This is a genomic window from Algibacter sp. (assembly GCF_029245835.1).
Taxonomy (GTDB): Bacteria; Bacteroidota; Bacteroidia; order Flavobacteriales; family Flavobacteriaceae; genus Algibacter_B.
Genome location: NZ_JAQWOO010000015.1, coordinates 1 through 16,714, shown reverse-complemented (window position 1 = coordinate 16,714; position 16,714 = coordinate 1). Strand labels below are relative to the sequence as shown.

Sequence of the window (16,714 nt, the reverse complement as noted above, 5' to 3'; positions counted from 1 at the left end):
GTTAATTAATTTGAAATAAAGCAAAAAATTAGAGCAATGATTGCTGGAATGGCTTGTACATAGAATAACTTTATTTGCTTTGTAGAATAAGACCCATAAATACCTGCTATAGTCACACAAACAAGAAAGAAAATAGAAATTTTTAAATCCTTTTGAATAATTGATAAAATAAGTCCAGCTGCTAAAAAGCCATTGTAAAGCCCTTGATTTGCGGCTAGTACTTTAGTTTCTTCAGCAAATTGTTTAGATTTTAAACCAAAAGCTTTAATACCTTTTGGCTTAGTCCACATAAACATTTCTAAAAACAAAAAATAGAAATGCTCTAAAGCTACAAAAGCTATTAATATAGTTGTTACAAGTGTCATTTTTTAATAAATTTTATCGCGTCTTTTACTTCAGAAACAGGAAGCTTACAAGCCTTATTTACACAAACATAAATAAGTGTGTTGTTTGGATTGTATCTATTTGCCAATAAAGGCATATTATTTTCTGAAGTGCTTCCAACTATTAGTTTGTTGGGTATATATTTTTTATTTAACGCATTTATTTTTTCTTTTGCTCGGTCTCCAACAATGGCTATTTCATAGTATGAGTTTGAATAATTCAACATCAAATCAAACCAATTGGAGTATCCCGATGGGTAGTCTTGCATTTCTGGCTTCACATTGTTTAGCATAGTCATAGCAGTTTTGCTAAAGTGATTATTGTCAAAATAATGCGATAATTTAAATAGGTTTTTTGCCATAATTGAATTACTTGCAGGAATCACATTATCTCTATATTCAATACTTCTAGAAACTAACGCAGCATCTTCATTTGAAGTAAAAAAGAACATATTACTTGTGTCATCAAAGAAATGGTCAAAAGTATAATTTGCTAAATCTCTCGCTGTAGTTAACCATTTTTCATTTAAAGTGTTTTCATAAAGCGTTATAAAAGCATCTATAGTAGTCGCATAATCTTCTAAATAACCATTAATACTACTTGTTCCGTTTTTATAATTATGGTTTAAACCGCCATCTTCTCTTAATTGATTGTTTATTATGAAGTTAGCGTTTTTTTCCGCGGAAGCGAGATAATCATCATACCCAAAAACACGATATGCATCAACATAGCCTTTTAGCATAATGGCATTCCAAGAGGTTAAGGTTTTATCATCTAATCTTGGTTTGGCTCTTTTATTTCGTTCTTTTAAAAGAAGTGCTTTCCAATTAGATTTCTTTTCACTTAAATTAGTAAGGGTTAATTTATGTTTTTTTATGATAGCGTCATCATCATCTTTTCTAATAAACACATAATTATCATGCTCCCAAAAGCCATAATTGTTTACATTATAATAGTCTGAAAATAATTCAAAATCTTCTTTAAGAAGGGGCTTAAGTTCATCTTTTGTCCAAACATAAAACGCACCTTCCTCTAATTCGCCTTTTGCGGTATTACTATCAGCATCAAGTGATGAATAGAATGCGCCGTTTTCAGTTGTCATGTCACGTTTTATGTATGCTAATGTTTCAGTAACAACATCTTTATATAACTCATTTTTAGTAATGAGGTAGGCATCTGTATACAAACCCACCAATTGCCCATTATCATAAAGCATTTTTTCGAAGTGAGGCACATGCCATTTCGCATCAACAGAATATCTAGAAAACCCACCACCAATTTGGTCAAAAACACCACCGTAGGCCATTTTTGTGAGTGTTAAATTAACAAAGTCTAACAATTCACTATCATTATTTTGATACGCATAGCGTAATAGAAAATGATAATTATTTGGCATCATAAATTTTGGTGCGCTATCCATACCACCTTGATTATTATCAAATTGTTTTGACCAATTTTTAACCGCGTTTTGAATGAAAGGTTTTTCAAAAACAGGGTCGTCAGTATTTAATTCAACAACATCTAATGTTTTAATTCCCGCTTCTAATTTATCAGCATAGTCATGAAGCTTTTTGGGGTTTTCAATATATAATTTTGAAATTTGATTTAAAGCATCCATCCACTGTGCTTTCTTAAAATATGTGCCTCCCCAAACTGGTCTTCCATCTGGTAAAGCAATTACATTTAAAGGCCATCCGCCACTACCCGTCATGAGTTGAACGGCATTCATATAAACTTGATCTACATCAGGACGCTCCTCTCTATCCACTTTTATATTGATGAAGTTTTTATTCATCACCTGAGCTACAAGGCTATCTTCAAAACTTTCATGTTCCATAACATGACACCAATGGCAAGCAGCATAACCAACACTAATAAGCATTAATTTGTTTTCGGTTTTAGCCTTTTCTAAAGTAGTTTCATTCCAAGGATTCCAATCCACAGGGTTATGAGCATGTTGTAATAGATATGGGCTAGTTTCATTTACGAGAGCGTTAGTGTATGTGTGTTCCATGGGCTCTGATTTTTGATCTTTACAGCCTATAATAAAAATAATAAATGCGAGTGGGAATAGGTGCTTCATGCATCAAAGTTAATAATTTTTAAGCACAAAAAAAGCGTCCATATAATGAACGCTTTACATGTTGTATTGAAGCGGAATTTATTCTATTTTAAAAGTGATTTTAAGTTCACTCTAAAGTCTGTTACTTCATCACTTTTTACGCTTTGATCTTGAACATAAACAGAGCGAATATTTTTTTAACTTTTTGATGCTTGTTTTACTGTTTTTCTGGTTGCATCTTCCCAACTTTTTTCTGAGTTTGCTAAAATTTCGATTAATTTTAAAACGGCCATAATTCTGGAATTATAATTAGATGACCTCTTTAAAGACAACTAATTTTAGACACAAAATGTAAAAAAAGTACAAGGATTTAACCGTTTATAGCTTCAACAGTTTCAACTTTCCCTGGCAGCATTTCTTTCAGCATATTTTCAATACCACTTTTTAAAGTGTACGTTGAGGATGGACAGCCACTACAAGCACCTTGAAGCATGACGCTTACATTTTTTTCTTGGGAATCATAAGAAATAAATTGAATGTTTCCACCATCACTAGCTACAGCGGGTTTAACATATTCTTCTAAGATATTTACAATTTCTTTTGAAATATCATCTAAAGCTTCAAAATTACTATCCACTTGTTTAGAAGATTTTTGTAATGTTTCTATAGCTTCTGGTAAAACAACTTCTTTCCCGTTTTCAATATAATTTTTAATGAATTCACGAAGCTCGATAGTAATATCTTGCCATTCTGTGATATCGTATTTTGTGATAGATACATAATTTTCATCAAGAAATACGCTTTTTATAAACGGGAAATGAAATAATTCAGTAGCTAAAGGCGATAATTTAGCTTCATCAATTGATGTAAATTCAAAAAGCGCAGCAACAATTTTCTTATTAGCTACAAACTTCATTACAGAAGGGTTAGGTGTGCTTTCAGCATAAACGGTTACTGGAACTTTTTTTGATACAGCAGTTTCTTCAACCACAATACCACCATCATTTAAATACGTTTCTATTTGTTCTGCAACTTCATCTTGTACATCATTCCATTCTACAATGTCATAACGTTCTACTGCAATAAAATTTCCGGAGATATATACTTTTTTTACAAATGGTAAATAGAATAACTGCTGCGCTAAGGGAGAAAATTTAGCGTCATCAATATTATTGAATTCAAAACTTTGATGATTAGTAATAAATTGGTTTACCTCAAATTTTACTATTGAATTATTGGATGTTTCTTGCACAGAAACCTTGAAAGTGTTCATTTTAACTAATTTTTGACAAAAATACTAAAAGAAAACTATAGATATCCATATATTTGAGTATTGTTGGCCTTTAAAAGGGCTTTAGAGATAAAGTTTAACTTTATCTTTTTTATGTGTAATTTTTTAAGAATCAAGACGTTTGTATTAAACTAAATCTACTTGGTTATAAAGTTTATGAAATTAAAAAATATTATTATAGTAGCAATTACTGTTATGTTTGCTAACATAGTTACTTCGCAAGAGGGTTTGCCTATATATACAGATTATCTAACAGATAATTATTATTTAATCCATCCATCTATGGCGGGTGTTGCTAATTGTGCGAAAATTAGAATCACTGGTCGACAACAATGGTTTGGGCAAGATGATGCACCAAAACTTTTAACAATGAGTTTAAATGGTAGGATTGGTGATTCTCAATCAGGTATTGGAGGAATACTTTATGCCGATAAAAATGGGTATCATTCACAAAAAGGGGCCTATTTTACGTATGCACATCATTTAATGTTTTCAAGAAGTGAGGCTGATTTAAATATGCTATCTTTTGGCTTAAGTGCTGGTTTTGTTCAGTACCAATTAGATGAAACCACTTTTTTAAATGGGGCACCTATCCCAGATCCAATTATTAATGGTATAGTTCAAAATGAAACCAATTTTAATGTGGACTTAGGGTTTTCATACCATTTTCTTGATTTTTATGCTCACGCAACAGTTAAAAATGTTTTAGAAAATGCTGGTGTTAATAGAGATACCCAGATAACAAGTAATTTAAGACGTTTTTTAGTTTCCGTTGGAAATGTGTTTAGTAAATTTGGTAGTGATTGGAGTTATGAGCCTTCTTTGATGTTTCAATATAGAGATTTAACAAAAGAATCTGCAATAGATATTAACGGGAAAGTTTATAAGCAAATGGATTTTGGTAAACTCTGGGGAGGCTTGTCTTATAGGCAGAGTTTAGATGGCGCTGAATTTTTAACAACTTCAAATGCTATTAGTAGCCAAAAACTACAACAAATTACACCTGTTTTAGGAGTTAATTATAACGACTTTATGTTTGCCTATACTTACACATATCAAATGAATGATGTTGTATTTACAAGTGGTGGTTTTCATCAAATAACATTAGGATATAACTTTAATTGTAGCCGAGAGAAATACGCTTGTAATTGTCCTGCTGTTAATTAATTTTAAGACTATTATTTTAAAATATTTAAATATAAACCCCACTTTATAGTGGGATTCTCATTGTTTAAATATTTGTCGCGCCCTGAAATGGCGATACACTAAATCTTTAGTGTAATGAAAACACAAAAAACAGTCATAATTATGCCAGTAATAAAACAAGTAAGAGGAAAATTACCGAATATACCAGATGATTGTTTCATTGCCGAAAACGCAACCATAGTTGGAGAAGTTACTATGGGAAATCAATGTAGTGTTTGGTTTAGCGCCGTAGTTCGTGGTGATGTAAACTTCATTAAAATAGGTAATAAGGTAAATATACAAGATGGTGCTGTTATTCATGGTACATATCAAAAGGCAGGTACAACGATTGGTAATAATGTTTCCATTGGGCATAATGCACTGGTCCATGGTTGTACTATTCACGATAATGTTTTGGTAGGCATGGGAAGTATAATTATGGATGGAGCTGTTGTGCAAAGCAATAGTATTATTGCTGCTGGGGCAGTGATAACTCAAAATACTAAAGTAGAGTCAGGAAGTATTTATGCTGGTGTACCAGCAAAAAAAGTTAAAAATATCAGCAAAGAGCTTCTCTCAGGAGAAATAAATAGAATTTCAGAAGCCTACATTAAATATTCCAGTTGGTTTAAAGAATAGTATTAGGGTGTCTGCTTGCCGGCAGAATAGCACTCCTGAAGGCTATCGGGACGTGAGGTTAAGCATATTTATTCATGTATTCTTATAAAAAATCACTAAAAACCTTAATCAAACTCTCAACATCCAAACCAACAGCTTCTAGAAGTTCATTTACACTACCATGCTCAATAAAAGCATCAGGAATCCCCAAATTTTTAATAGTGTTTTTATAACTATTTTCAGAAGCAAATTCTAAAATAGCACTTCCAAATCCACCTTTAATAGCATGGTCTTCAACAGTAACAATAGTGTGATGAGTTTTAAAAATAGCATGAAGTAAGTTTTCATCCAGGGGCTTTACAAAACGCATATCGTAATGCGAAACGTCTAAATTTTTAATAGCTTTAGTAATATTTTTAGAAATAGTTCCTATACTTAAAACAGCAAGTTTTTTTCCTTTTTTAAGCGCAACACCTTTACCAATCTCAATTTTAGAAAAGGGCTGTTTCCACTCTATAGTAATTCCTCGTCCTCTTGGGTAACGAATTGCGATAGGTTGCTTTAAACCTAATTGCGCTGTGTACATGATGTTGCGTAACTCCATCTCGTTTCTGGGTGCAAATATGATGAGGTTCGGAATACATCTTAAATAGCTTAAATCGAAAACACCATGGTGTGTCGCACCATCTTCCCCAACTAAACCAGAACGATCTAAACAAAAAATAACAGGTAGTTTTTGTAGCGCTACATCATGAATAATCTGGTCGTAAGCGCGTTGCAAAAACGTAGAATAAATATTACAAAACGGAATTAAGCCTTGAGTAGCCATACCTGCCGCCATAGTTACAGCGTGTTGTTCGGCAATCCCCACATCAAAAGCACGATTTGGAATTTCAGTCATCATATACTTTAATGAACTTCCTGTTGGCATTGCAGGTGTAATACCTACAATGTTTTTATTTTGTTTAGCTAATTCAACAATGGTGTATCCAAAAACATCTTGATATTTTGGTGGTTGGACTGTTTTTGATTTGACTGGTAAATTACCAGTTTTAGCATCAAATTTTCCTGGAGCATGATATTTTACTTGGTTTGTTTCAGCTTGTTTTAAGCCTTTACCCTTTGTGGTTATAACATGTAAAAGTTTTGGGCCTTTTACGGTTTTTAAACGTTCTAATTCTGAAATAACGGTATGTATATCATGGCCATCTATAGGTCCAGAGTAATCAAAATTTAAAGCTTCAAAAATATTGTCTTGCTTTTGAGTGCCCTTTTTTACATTGGTTAAATATTGCTTTAATGCACCAACACTTGGATCAATGCCTATAGCGTTGTCATTTAAAATAACCAATAAATTAGCATCAGTAACACCGGCATGATTTAAACCTTCAAAAGCCATCCCGCTAGCAATGGATGCATCACCAATTACAGCAATATGCTGTTTGTTTTCGCCTTTTAAATGTGAAGCAATGGCCATTCCTAATGCTGCTGAAATGGATGTGGAGGAATGCCCAACACCAAATGTGTCGTACTCACTTTCTTCACGATTAGGAAAACCACTTAAACCCCCATGTTGGCGATTGGTATGAAAGTTCTTTTGTCGCCCTGTTAAAATTTTATGTCCGTATGCTTGATGACCAACATCCCAAATTAATTGATCTGCAGGTGTGTTAAATACATAGTGTAATGCTATGGTTAATTCTACAACACCTAAACTGGCTCCTAAATGCCCTTCTTTGGTAGCAACAATATTAATGATGAATTCTCGGAGTTCTTGTGCGAGTTGCTCTAGGTCTTTTTGTTTTAAAAGACGGAGTTCTTCGGGTGAGTTTATATTTTGTAATAGACTTTTTTGCACGAAGCAAAAGTACAAGAATGAATTTGTATTTTTGCTATCATGATAGAACCTTTTGACGATACTTATTTTATGAAGAAAGCACTACAGGAAGCTGAAGCTGCTTTTGAAAAAGGTGAAATTCCTGTAGGTGCTGTTATTGCTGTTGATAATAGAATAATTGCACGTGGACACAACCTCACTGAAACTTTAACTGATGTTACGGCACATGCCGAAATGCAAGCTATTACGGCCGCAGCTAACTTTTTAGGCGGGAAGTATCTTCAAAAATGCACCTTGTATGTAACGCTTGAGCCTTGCCAAATGTGCGCTGGAGCTTTGTATTGGAGTCAGATTTCTAAAATTGTTTATGGTGCCAGAGATATGGAGCGTGGTTGTATTAATTTGAAAACAAAGTTGCATCCTAAGACAACGATTTCTGGGGGTATTTTGGCTGATGAGGCATCTGCCTTAATGAAACGTTTTTTTGTTGAGAAACGGAATTTGAATTGAATCTATTTTAAATATTACAAACTGCAGACTGAATACTGCCAAATGCGTACTGACCCCGGTTAGGTTAGTAGAGGGGAGCCCACACACAGCCCGACGCAGGAGTTGCGGAGACTTGTAACTCATAGCCCGACTCTTCGGGTAACGGAAAAATTATTAGTTCCCTTAATTTATGAAAATAAAAAAAAGCATCCCAATAAAGTTGGAATGCTTTGATACTATGTTTTAAGAATAATTTATTCTTTTTCTGCAGCGACGTCTTCAGTTTCTGTTGTTGGAACATCTCCTGCTTCAATTTCTTCGTCTTCATCTTCTTCGTCTTCAACAGCTGTTCTAGATGTTTTAACTTGACAAACAACTATATTATCTGTATGTAAAAATGTGTAATCTTCGCTTGGTAATTCTCCAACAGAAACTTTATCTCCAATTTTAAGAGGTGTAATATCTATCTCTATAAAATCTGGTAAATTTGCAGGAAGTGCTTTAATACGAAGTTTTCTGTTATTTCTTCTTAAAACACCACCGTTTTTAACACCTTTTGAGTTTCCTACAAGTCTTACTGGAATGTTTAAGGCAATTTCTTTATCTTCAAATAACTGATAGAAATCTACGTGTAAGATTCTGTCTGTTACTGGGTGAAATTGTATGTCTTGAAGTACTGCGTTTAAAGTTACTCCATTTTCAAGCTCAATAACAACTGTATGCGCATTTGGCGTGTATACTAGTTTAGAGAAAGCTAATTCTGGTGCAGAGAAATGCACTGGCTTGTCTCCTCCGTATAGTACGCAAGGAACCTGACCAGCATTACGTAAGGCTTTTGTTGACTTTTTGCCCACGCTTTCTCTTTGAGATCCGTTGATTGTAATTGATTTCATAATTATTATTTATTGTTATTTAATTGTATTATTATTTTATTTCGCTTTCGCGGAAAATTTTACATTACAAATTTTGAACTAATAGATTGATTGTTATGTACTTTACTCATTACTTCTGCGAATAAATCTGCACAACCTAAAACTCTAATTTTATCACTTTTCTTAGTTAGTGGAATAGAATCTGTAACAATTAGTTCTTCAAGTTTAGACTTTTCTAATTTTTCATAGGCATTTCCAGATAAAATAGGATGTGTACAAATAGCTCTAACGCTTAGTGCGCCTCTTTCCATCATTAAATCTGCAGCTTTAGTTAATGTTCCTGCTGTATCTACCATATCATCAACTAAAACAACATTTTTACCACTAACATCTCCAATTAATTCCATATGAGATATAACATTGGCTTTAGCACGTTGCTTATAGCAAATTACAACATCACTCTCTAAAGCTTTTGAATACGCATAAGCCCTTTTAGATCCACCCATATCTGGCGATGCAATTGTTAAATTAGGTAGGTTTAAGCTTTTTAAATAAGGTAAAAATATGATTGAAGCATATAAATGGTCTACAGGTTTCTCGAAAAATCCTTGAATTTGGTCTGCATGCAAATCCATTGTGATAATTCTTGTAGCACCAGCAGTCTCTAACATTTTTGCAACTAATTTTGCAGCAATTGGAACTCTTGGTTTATCTTTTCTATCCTGCCTTGCCCAACCAAAATATGGCATAACTGCTGTAATATGTCTTGCCGAAGCGCGTTTAGCAGCATCAATCATCAATAGCATTTCCATTAAATTCCTTGGCTCTGGATGGGTTGATCCAATTATAAATATTCTTCTTCCACGAATTGATTCTTCATATGAAGGCTGAAACTCACCATCACTATATGTAGAGGTAATAACATTTCCGAGTTCTAAATCAAAAGCTTTAGCAATTTTTTCACCCAGCACTTTACTTTGCGTACATGCAAAAATCTTCGCTTCTGTTATAACATTTGGCATAGTTAACTTCTTGTTTTAGAGTGTGCAAACACTACGTAGTTTTTAACGAGGTGCAAATTTAGACATTTATTTTAACCTGAAAAGTATATTGGATGGTATTTTTATGGGTAATATTAAAAAAAACTATATTTTTGCTATTCAATTAAGGCTCAAGTGGCGGAATTGGTAGACGCGCTGGATTCAAAATCCAGTTCTTTCGGGAGTGTGGGTTCGATTCCCACCTTGAGTACTAAATGGGAGACATCTGAAAAGTTGTCTCCTTTTTCTTTTTTTAGTACTTGTAACTAATTGATTTTCTGATATATAAATCCAAATCCTTATTTAAACTATGGGGTTCGATACTTTTGTCCATATTTAGTTTTTACTTAAACTATCTGAAGAAGATATGCCTAGGGTTTAGTTGCAATTTTCAGAAACCCATTTCAGTGAATTTTTACTTCCCAAGCTAATAGCTTTTTTTGCGTCTTCACAAGCACCATTTAAATCTTCTAACAACTCTTTACAAACACTTCTGTTGTAATATGCCAAAGCATCATTGGGGATAAGCTCTATCACTTTAGTATAGTCTGATATGGCTCCGTTAAAGTCTTTTAAATCACTTTTTGAAACACCTCTGTTGTAATAAGCATTGGCCGAATTAGGGTTTAACTCTATTACTTTAGTGTAGTCTGATATAGCACCGTTGTAGTCTTTTAAATCATATTTTGAATTACCTCTGCTATAATAAGCTTTGGCCGAATTAGGGTTAAGCTCTATTGCTTTATTATAATCACTAATAGCACCGTTGAAGTCTTTTAAATCATCTCTTGAATTACCTCTGCTGTAATAAGCATCGGCATCGTTGGCAAAAAGTTCCCCTAACTCTAAAAAGTCAGCTATTAGACGTGCCTTACTAAAATCAGGGTTTAGGTCAATAGCTTTAGAATAGTCTGATATATCTCCTTTAAAGTCTTTTAAATCATTTTGAAAATTTTTAATTTGACTAATCCAAAATAATAATAATTCACAATTTTCACATTCAAGAAATTTTCTGTCATTGTTATATATTTCTGATGCGTTATTCAAAAATTCTTTAGCGAGACTTAAGTGATACGCTTTTTCGGTATTATTTTGATTAACAAATTCGTCTTTCCACTTTTCAAAATGACAGATTGACTGCTTGTAATAACTATAAAACATAAATTCGTTTAGTTTTCGAATATTTTTTGCATTTTTAATTTGATATGATTTTTTATCAGCGCTTGAATAAGCAGTTTTAGTTTTATAATCCCATTGTTTTTGCCTTTCATTAAAAAATTCGATTGAAAAACACTCATTATTTTTTACTATTTTATCTACAAATAAGTAAGAATATACAAGTGCAGACTCATCTTCATCTGATAAACTGTTACACGAAATTAAAATGGGCAATATTATAATGAAAAGCTTTTTCATATTAATAAAATTTAAATGTACTTATTGATTTTCTGAATTTAATAAATGTTTTTTTAAGTTAAGTGGAGTGGGTGGAAGTATTTGAAAATTAATTATAGTTAAGATTAGCAGTTTTATAGGGCAAAATGCAATCAGTTTATATGTAATATTTCATCAAGATTTATAGTACTATCGACTGTTTTTAGTGTCATAAAAAATTTCCTGCCATTACATTTAATTAAAAATTGCTTTGAGTATGATAGTTGATTATTCCAAAGAGTTTTTGCTTTGGTTGTGATTTCCAAATACTGTAAGTTAGACCGCTTAACCAATTTGAAATTACAATTTAATACTAAAATATTACTATCCGTGATTTCGGAATTAATTTTGCAGGCAGCCTTTCCAACTTTATCATTTAAATCATCAAATATATCATCACCTGATGTTATTATTAAATTAGAGTTCCAGTTTAACAAGCCTTTTTTATCGATAGGTATATAAAATTTTGAATTGTTATTTGACAATTCTTTTAACCAATTAATTGTTTTGTTTTTATCCCATCCAGCATTAATTATTAGTCCTGAAGCTGCAACATCTAAAAAATTATTTTCGTTAATATGTTTAAATTTTTTATTGATATCTGTCTCTAAACAAACCTGCCCAAAACAAAGAATTGGAATAAAAAATAATATAAGTAACTTTATCATAATCCAAATATAATTTAATTAAGATAAATCTAAATTCTAATATTTGAAATAGCTCATATAAAGGGGTTCTACAAGCTCAATAAATTATGTTTTTTATAGGTTTCTGAAAACTCTCTAAGCTTTTCAAGGTCTTTCAAGAAAAAGTTCGATAATTGGAGTACGTTGTGTACAAAAGGCTTTAACGATTCTGTTAAAGCCTTTTTTGTTACTAATTTACTGGAACTATTTTACTAACATACCACGAGTAGCAACTGTTCTAAATCCAACATGCTCTGAAGATGAATCCATACTTGTTCCCATTCTAGATGACACTCTATAACTCGCACAATAGGAGTCGCTACATAAAAACGACCCGCCTTTAATTACTTTTTCTTGTGAATACGGTTGATTTGGATTGTATGGGCTTTCAGGTCCTTGAGGATTAATAACCTCTACTTTTTTTACTGCTAATTCCTCATAATACTTGATGCTATACCAGTCAGACACAAACTCCCAAACATTACCTGCCATATCATACAATCCAAAATCATTCGGTGAATAGGCTTTTACAGGAGCTGTTCTTTCAAAACCATCCTCTAAAGTATTATTTACAGGAAATTCACCTTCCCAACTATTTACCATTTTAGAAAGTTCAGATCTATCATCACCCCAAAAATAAATAGTACTCGTCTTCTTTCCTCTAGCAGCATATTCCCATTCTGCTTCTGTTGGCAAACGCCTACCTGCCCAATTGCAATAGGCTTCAGCATCCTCAAAACTAACATGAACAACAGGATGATTATCTTTTCCTTCAATATTACTATCAGGTCCGCTAGGATGCCTCCAATTTACACCAATTGCCCAACGCCACCACTGTGAAAAATCATATAAATTAGGAACAGAAGATTTTGTTTTTTTAAACATTAAAGATCCTGGTTGTAAAATACTATCATGTGGTTTCGGAGTGCCTTCTGGTAATTGGCTTTTCATGGTTTCCCAATCAATTTCTCGTTCAGCAATAGTTACATAATTTGTTTCTTCAACAAATTTTCTAAATTTAGCGTTAGTTACCTCTGTTATATCCATAAAAAAGCCATCAACAGAAACAGGATGCTGTGGCTTTTCATGACCCATTGCTGTTTTATCTTGTGGTACAGCCCCTTGTAAAAAGGAACCTCCAGGAATCCAAACCATGCCTTCTGGCGGTTTAGAAATAAGACTATCTGTTGCTTTCCTACTAATACGTTCATCATTATTTTGGCTTTCAATTACAACTTCAGCTTTCGTTTCCTTACATGACAAAATAATAACACAACATCCAATAACGATACTTATTTTCTTTAATTTATTCATTTTAATATTGAAAAATTTATGACTGTAAATGTATTTATTAATTGTTCTATAAACCAAATATTATATTTTAAAGTATTTTTTTTAACATAAGCTATCACTTTTCTATCTTTAGCTTTTAATTACCTTTGCAAAACTTAATACTCGCATTTATGATATATTCAATGACAGGTTACGGAAAATCTGTTTTGCAATTGCCAACAAAAAAAATAACTATAGAACTTAAATCTTTAAACAGTAAAAATTTAGATTTAAATGCTAGAATGCCTTCTATATACAGGGAAAAAGAATTAGCAATAAGAAAAATTTTAGCGGATAAATTAGTTCGTGGAAAAGTTGATTTTTCTATTTACGTTGAAGCTACTGCAGAAGACACATCAACACAAATAAATACACCTGTTGTTAAACAATACATTGAACAGTTAAAACAAGTGGTTGATGGTGATGACATGGATTTGCTTAAAATGGCTGTTCGTTTTCCAGATGCATTAAATACAGTTAGAGAAGAGATTGATGAAAATGAATGGAAGGCTATAGAAGCTGAAATACACCATGCTATTGAAGACTTGAATAGCTACAGATTAAACGAAGGTAAAGTTCTTGAAATAGATTTTAATAACCGCATTGTTTCTATTAATGAATTGCTTAATCAAGTTATTGCCATAGATCCTGAACGTGTTGAAGGGGTTCGCGAACGTTTACTAAAGGGGGTTCAAGAATTAAGAGAGAAATACGACGAAAACAGATTTGAGCAAGAACTGGTTTATTATATTGAAAAATTTGATATTACTGAAGAAAAGGTACGCTTAAAAAACCACTTAAATTATTTTTCAGAATCCATAAATTCAAAAGATTCTAATGGAAAAAAACTAGGGTTTATTAGTCAAGAAATGGGTAGAGAAATAAACACTATAGGTTCTAAAAGCAACTATGCGCCTATGCAACAACTAGTTGTTCAAATGAAAGACGAACTGGAAAAAATTAAGGAACAATTATTGAATGTACTTTAGTTCAGTTTGCAGTCGCAGTATTCAGTCAAAAAAAAGTTAGTATTTGTGTTAGAAGAAAAAAGCAAGAATAAACAAGGTAAACTTATTGTGTTTTCAGCACCTTCAGGTTCTGGAAAAACAACTATAGTGAGACATTTATTAGGCGTTGATAATTTAAACTTAGAATTTTCAATTTCTGCTACCTCAAGAGCTAAACGAGGTGAAGAAATACATGGAAAAGACTATTATTTTCTTTCTGCTGAAGCCTTTAAAAACAAAATTAAAAGTGATGAATTTTTAGAATGGGAAGAGGTTTACCGCGATAATTTTTATGGTACTTTAAAAACTGAAGTTGAACGTATTTGGGCAAAAGGAAAAAATGTTATTTTTGATATTGATGTTTCTGGTGGACTTAGAATAAAAAGAAAGTTTCCAGAAGAAACATTAGCCATTTTTGTAAAGCCACCAAGTATTGACGAATTAAAAATTCGTTTAAAAAAGCGTAAAACTGAGAGCGAAGACAAAATAAATATGCGCGTTGCAAAAGCTTCAGCAGAATTAGCAACAGCGCCTTTATTTGACACTATAATTGTTAATGATGATTTAGAAAATGCGCTTATTGAAGCAGAGCAAAAAATTAGAAACTTCATAAATACCTAGTGTTTCAAAATGAAAATTGGTTTGTACTTTGGTTCTTTTAATCCTATACATATAGGTCATCTTATTATTGCAAATCACATGGTAGAATACAGCGATTTAGACCAAATTTGGTTTGTTGTAACACCTCATAATCCTTTTAAAAAGAAAAGTAGTTTACTTGATAATTATCAGCGTTTAGAAATGGTATATCTCGCTACAAAAGAGTATGCCAAACTAAAGGCTAGCGATATCGAGTTTAACTTGCCACAACCTAATTACACGGTAAATACACTAGTGCATTTGCAAGAAAAACACCCAAACCATGAGTTTGCTTTAATTATGGGTGAGGATAATTTAAAGAGTTTCCATAAGTGGAAAAACTATAAGGTTATTCTTGAAAATCATCATATTTATGTATATCCTCGGATTTCAGATAGCAATGTTGAAACTCAATTTGATAGTCACAAAAAAATACATCTTGTAAATGCACCTATCATGCAACTCTCTTCTACCTTTATTCGTAATGCTATAAAAGAAAGTAAAAACGTTGAGCCTATGCTACCAAAAAATGTTTGGGAGTACTTGGATGAGATGAATTTTTATAGGTAATTGAAACTTGCATTTTTAAAAAAAAGCCAACTTTTTCAAGCTGGCTTCTAGCATAACATAAATCAGCTATTAATTAGGTCTCTAATGTTCTAATCTAAAGTTGGGATTCTTAATACTTGCCCAGGATATATTTTATCAGGGTGAGTAAGCATGGGTTTGTTCGCTTCAAAAATAACAGGGTATTTCATAGCGTTTCCATAATATGTTTTTGCAATTTTTCCTAAAGTATCACCGCTTACAACCGTATGAAATTGTGCTACTGGCTCTTCATGTTCAACAGTCATTTGATCATCAACAGTTGCTATACCATTTGAGTTTCCAACCACTAAAACTACTTTTTCTCTAGTCGCTTGGTTATAAGCTAAACCTGTAATAGTAGCGGTATCATCACTTATAAAAACGTTAAGACCTTCAACTTGAAGTTGTAAATCGGTAATTGTTTCTTCCAGTTTTCTTGAGGCAGTTTCTTCTTGTTTTAATTTTCTAGCAGCAGCCTCGGCAGCTTCTTCAGCATCTGTTTTTCCTATACCAAATACTTTGGCTCCTGCATTTTTAATAAATGAAAATAATCCCATTGTATAATTTATTTTAAGGGTTAATACTTTTTAGACACAATTAAAATAAATGAGTCACATAAAAAAAGAAACCGCCTACAGTTTGTTTCAATCATAACATAATTAGCTATCAATTGGTATCTCATACTTTAATATTAGGCGGGAATTCTTAGTACTTGTCCAGGATATATTTTATTTGGGTGATTAAGCATGGGCTTATTTGCATCAAATATAAAAGAGTAGTTCATAGCATTACCGTAATATACTTCTGCAATTTTCCCTAGAGTATCACCACTCCTTACTGTATAAAATTGCGCAACAGGTTCTTGATTTTCAACCGTTAAATAGTCATGAACAGTTGCAATACCATTTGAATTTCCAACTACTAAAACGACTTTTTCTCTTGTGGCTTGATCGTAAGCTAAACCAGAAATTATAGCAACATCAGTATCTATAAAAACATTTAAGTTTTCAACATGTAATTGTAAATTTATAATTTTTTCTTCTAATTTTTTTGCAGTAGAAGTTTCTATTTTAAATTTTCTGGTTACAGCTTCTGCAGACACATTCAAATAACCTGAGTTCGATTAATATTTAGATAAGTTTTAATAGTAAAAAAGATAGATTTTTAGTAAATTAAAGTACTGAAATTCAATTTATTAATCTAAAAACCTATCTATGTTTTGTTACTCTAAAATTACAGATTTATTTTGT

The 16,714-nt window shown here is 32.3% G+C and carries 17 protein-coding genes, 1 tRNA gene and 1 pseudogene; 7 read left to right on the top strand and 12 right to left on the bottom strand.

The window, feature by feature from the left end; translation table 11 throughout:
- Positions 1-5: 5 nt before the first annotated feature.
- The 4 genes and pseudogenes from P8K68_RS02015 to P8K68_RS02000 all read right to left on the bottom strand — a co-directional run bounded on the left by P8K68_RS02015 (position 6) and on the right by P8K68_RS02000 (position 3,719).
- Entirely contained in the window at positions 6-365 is a 360-nt protein-coding gene (locus P8K68_RS02015) for a DUF1304 domain-containing protein (RefSeq protein ID WP_300247675.1), read from the bottom strand.
- Positions 362-2,398, bottom strand: a complete 2,037-nt coding sequence (locus P8K68_RS02010) for a thioredoxin domain-containing protein (protein WP_300247673.1) — start codon at positions 2,396-2,398, stop codon at positions 362-364. The genes P8K68_RS02015 and P8K68_RS02010 overlap by 4 nt, the downstream gene beginning before the upstream one ends.
- Positions 2,399-2,550: 152 nt before the next feature.
- Positions 2,551-2,739, bottom strand: a pseudogene (locus P8K68_RS02005) (dodecin family protein).
- A 77-nt stretch (positions 2,740-2,816) separates the two neighbouring features.
- Positions 2,817-3,719, bottom strand: a complete 903-nt coding sequence (locus P8K68_RS02000) for a NifU family protein (protein ID WP_300247671.1) — start codon at positions 3,717-3,719, stop codon at positions 2,817-2,819.
- Between the two features lie 174 nt (positions 3,720-3,893).
- On the opposite strand from P8K68_RS02000, the gene P8K68_RS01995 reads away from it, so the two are divergent.
- Positions 3,894-4,904 carry a type IX secretion system membrane protein PorP/SprF gene (locus P8K68_RS01995; RefSeq protein ID WP_300247669.1) on the top strand — a complete coding sequence of 337 codons (1,011 nt, stop codon included), beginning with the start codon at positions 3,894-3,896 and terminating at the stop codon, positions 4,902-4,904.
- 141 nt (positions 4,905-5,045) lie between these two features.
- A complete protein-coding gene (locus P8K68_RS01990) occupies positions 5,046-5,561 on the top strand; it encodes a gamma carbonic anhydrase family protein (RefSeq protein ID WP_300247766.1) in 516 nt (171 codons plus the stop codon).
- Between the two features lie 82 nt (positions 5,562-5,643).
- Here P8K68_RS01990 and dxs read toward each other — a convergent pair whose 3' ends face one another.
- A complete protein-coding gene (gene dxs / locus P8K68_RS01985) occupies positions 5,644-7,398 on the bottom strand; it encodes a 1-deoxy-D-xylulose-5-phosphate synthase (RefSeq protein ID WP_300247667.1) in 1,755 nt (584 codons plus the stop codon).
- Between the two features lie 39 nt (positions 7,399-7,437).
- On the opposite strand from dxs, the gene P8K68_RS01980 reads away from it, so the two are divergent.
- On the top strand, positions 7,438-7,887 hold the full coding sequence (locus tag P8K68_RS01980) for a nucleoside deaminase (protein ID WP_300247665.1): 450 nt from the start codon (positions 7,438-7,440) through the stop codon (positions 7,885-7,887).
- 233 nt (positions 7,888-8,120) lie between these two features.
- On the opposite strand, the gene P8K68_RS01975 is transcribed toward P8K68_RS01980, so the two are convergent.
- Together P8K68_RS01975 and P8K68_RS01970 are read right to left on the bottom strand one after the other, a co-directional pair.
- Positions 8,121-8,759, bottom strand: coding sequence for a 50S ribosomal protein L25/general stress protein Ctc (locus P8K68_RS01975; protein ID WP_300247663.1), 639 nt, complete (start codon positions 8,757-8,759; stop codon positions 8,121-8,123).
- Between the two features lie 59 nt (positions 8,760-8,818).
- On the bottom strand, positions 8,819-9,760 hold the full coding sequence (locus P8K68_RS01970) for a ribose-phosphate pyrophosphokinase (protein WP_300247661.1): 942 nt from the start codon (positions 9,758-9,760) through the stop codon (positions 8,819-8,821).
- 147 nt (positions 9,761-9,907) lie between these two features.
- On the opposite strand from P8K68_RS01970, the gene P8K68_RS01965 reads away from it, so the two are divergent.
- A tRNA-Leu gene (locus P8K68_RS01965) sits at positions 9,908-9,989 on the top strand.
- Positions 9,990-10,156: 167 nt separating this feature from the next.
- Here P8K68_RS01965 and P8K68_RS01960 read toward each other — a convergent pair.
- The 3 genes from P8K68_RS01960 to P8K68_RS01950 all read right to left on the bottom strand — a co-directional run bounded on the left by P8K68_RS01960 (position 10,157) and on the right by P8K68_RS01950 (position 13,212).
- A complete protein-coding gene (locus tag P8K68_RS01960) occupies positions 10,157-11,194 on the bottom strand; it encodes a tetratricopeptide repeat protein (protein ID WP_300247659.1) in 1,038 nt (345 codons plus the stop codon).
- 131 nt (positions 11,195-11,325) lie between these two features.
- A complete protein-coding gene (locus P8K68_RS01955; RefSeq protein WP_300247657.1) occupies positions 11,326-11,880 on the bottom strand; it encodes a hypothetical protein in 555 nt (184 codons plus the stop codon).
- A 222-nt stretch (positions 11,881-12,102) separates the two neighbouring features.
- A complete protein-coding gene (locus tag P8K68_RS01950) occupies positions 12,103-13,212 on the bottom strand; it encodes a formylglycine-generating enzyme family protein (protein ID WP_300247655.1) in 1,110 nt (369 codons plus the stop codon).
- 149 nt (positions 13,213-13,361) lie between these two features.
- Here P8K68_RS01950 and P8K68_RS01945 point away from each other — a divergent pair, with 149 nt between their 5' ends.
- The 3 genes from P8K68_RS01945 to nadD are packed head-to-tail and all read left to right on the top strand — an operon-like array spanning position 13,362 to position 15,446.
- Entirely contained in the window at positions 13,362-14,219 is an 858-nt protein-coding gene (locus P8K68_RS01945) for a YicC/YloC family endoribonuclease (protein ID WP_300247653.1), read from the top strand.
- 45 nt (positions 14,220-14,264) lie between these two features.
- Positions 14,265-14,858, top strand: coding sequence for a guanylate kinase (gene gmk, locus P8K68_RS01940; RefSeq protein WP_300247651.1), 594 nt, complete (start codon positions 14,265-14,267; stop codon positions 14,856-14,858).
- A gap of 9 nt (positions 14,859-14,867) precedes the next feature.
- A complete protein-coding gene (gene nadD, locus P8K68_RS01935; protein ID WP_300247649.1) occupies positions 14,868-15,446 on the top strand; it encodes a nicotinate (nicotinamide) nucleotide adenylyltransferase in 579 nt (192 codons plus the stop codon).
- 89 nt (positions 15,447-15,535) lie between these two features.
- On the opposite strand, the gene lysM (P8K68_RS01930) is transcribed toward nadD, so the two are convergent.
- Together lysM (P8K68_RS01930) and lysM (P8K68_RS01925) are read right to left on the bottom strand one after the other, a co-directional pair.
- Complete coding sequence (gene lysM / locus P8K68_RS01930) at positions 15,536-16,021, bottom strand: peptidoglycan-binding protein LysM (RefSeq protein ID WP_300247647.1); 486 nt, start codon at positions 16,019-16,021, stop codon at positions 15,536-15,538.
- A 134-nt stretch (positions 16,022-16,155) separates the two neighbouring features.
- Positions 16,156-16,566 carry a peptidoglycan-binding protein LysM gene (gene lysM, locus P8K68_RS01925; RefSeq protein WP_300247764.1) on the bottom strand — a complete coding sequence of 137 codons (411 nt, stop codon included), beginning with the start codon at positions 16,564-16,566 and terminating at the stop codon, positions 16,156-16,158.
- Positions 16,567-16,714 lie beyond the last annotated feature (148 nt).

Coding starts and splice junctions, on each gene's coding strand:
- lysM (WP_300247647.1), bottom strand. CDS start 16,021: ATGGGATTATTTTCATTTATTAAAAATGCAGGAGCCAAAGTATTTGGT.
- P8K68_RS01950 (WP_300247655.1), bottom strand. CDS start 13,212: ATGAATAAATTAAAGAAAATAAGTATCGTTATTGGATGTTGTGTTATT.
- P8K68_RS02010 (WP_300247673.1), bottom strand. CDS start 2,398: ATGGAACACACATACACTAACGCTCTCGTAAATGAAACTAGCCCATAT.
- P8K68_RS01970 (WP_300247661.1), bottom strand. CDS start 9,760: ATGCCAAATGTTATAACAGAAGCGAAGATTTTTGCATGTACGCAAAGT.
- P8K68_RS01945 (WP_300247653.1), top strand. CDS start 13,362: ATGATATATTCAATGACAGGTTACGGAAAATCTGTTTTGCAATTGCCA.
- P8K68_RS01975 (WP_300247663.1), bottom strand. CDS start 8,759: ATGAAATCAATTACAATCAACGGATCTCAAAGAGAAAGCGTGGGCAAA.
- nadD (WP_300247649.1), top strand. CDS start 14,868: ATGAAAATTGGTTTGTACTTTGGTTCTTTTAATCCTATACATATAGGT.
- P8K68_RS02015 (WP_300247675.1), bottom strand. CDS start 365: ATGACACTTGTAACAACTATATTAATAGCTTTTGTAGCTTTAGAGCAT.
- P8K68_RS01980 (WP_300247665.1), top strand. CDS start 7,438: ATGATAGAACCTTTTGACGATACTTATTTTATGAAGAAAGCACTACAG.
- P8K68_RS01955 (WP_300247657.1), bottom strand. CDS start 11,880: ATGATAAAGTTACTTATATTATTTTTTATTCCAATTCTTTGTTTTGGG.
- P8K68_RS01990 (WP_300247766.1), top strand. CDS start 5,046: ATGCCAGTAATAAAACAAGTAAGAGGAAAATTACCGAATATACCAGAT.
- P8K68_RS01995 (WP_300247669.1), top strand. CDS start 3,894: ATGAAATTAAAAAATATTATTATAGTAGCAATTACTGTTATGTTTGCT.
- P8K68_RS01960 (WP_300247659.1), bottom strand. CDS start 11,194: ATGAAAAAGCTTTTCATTATAATATTGCCCATTTTAATTTCGTGTAAC.
- P8K68_RS02000 (WP_300247671.1), bottom strand. CDS start 3,719: ATGAACACTTTCAAGGTTTCTGTGCAAGAAACATCCAATAATTCAATA.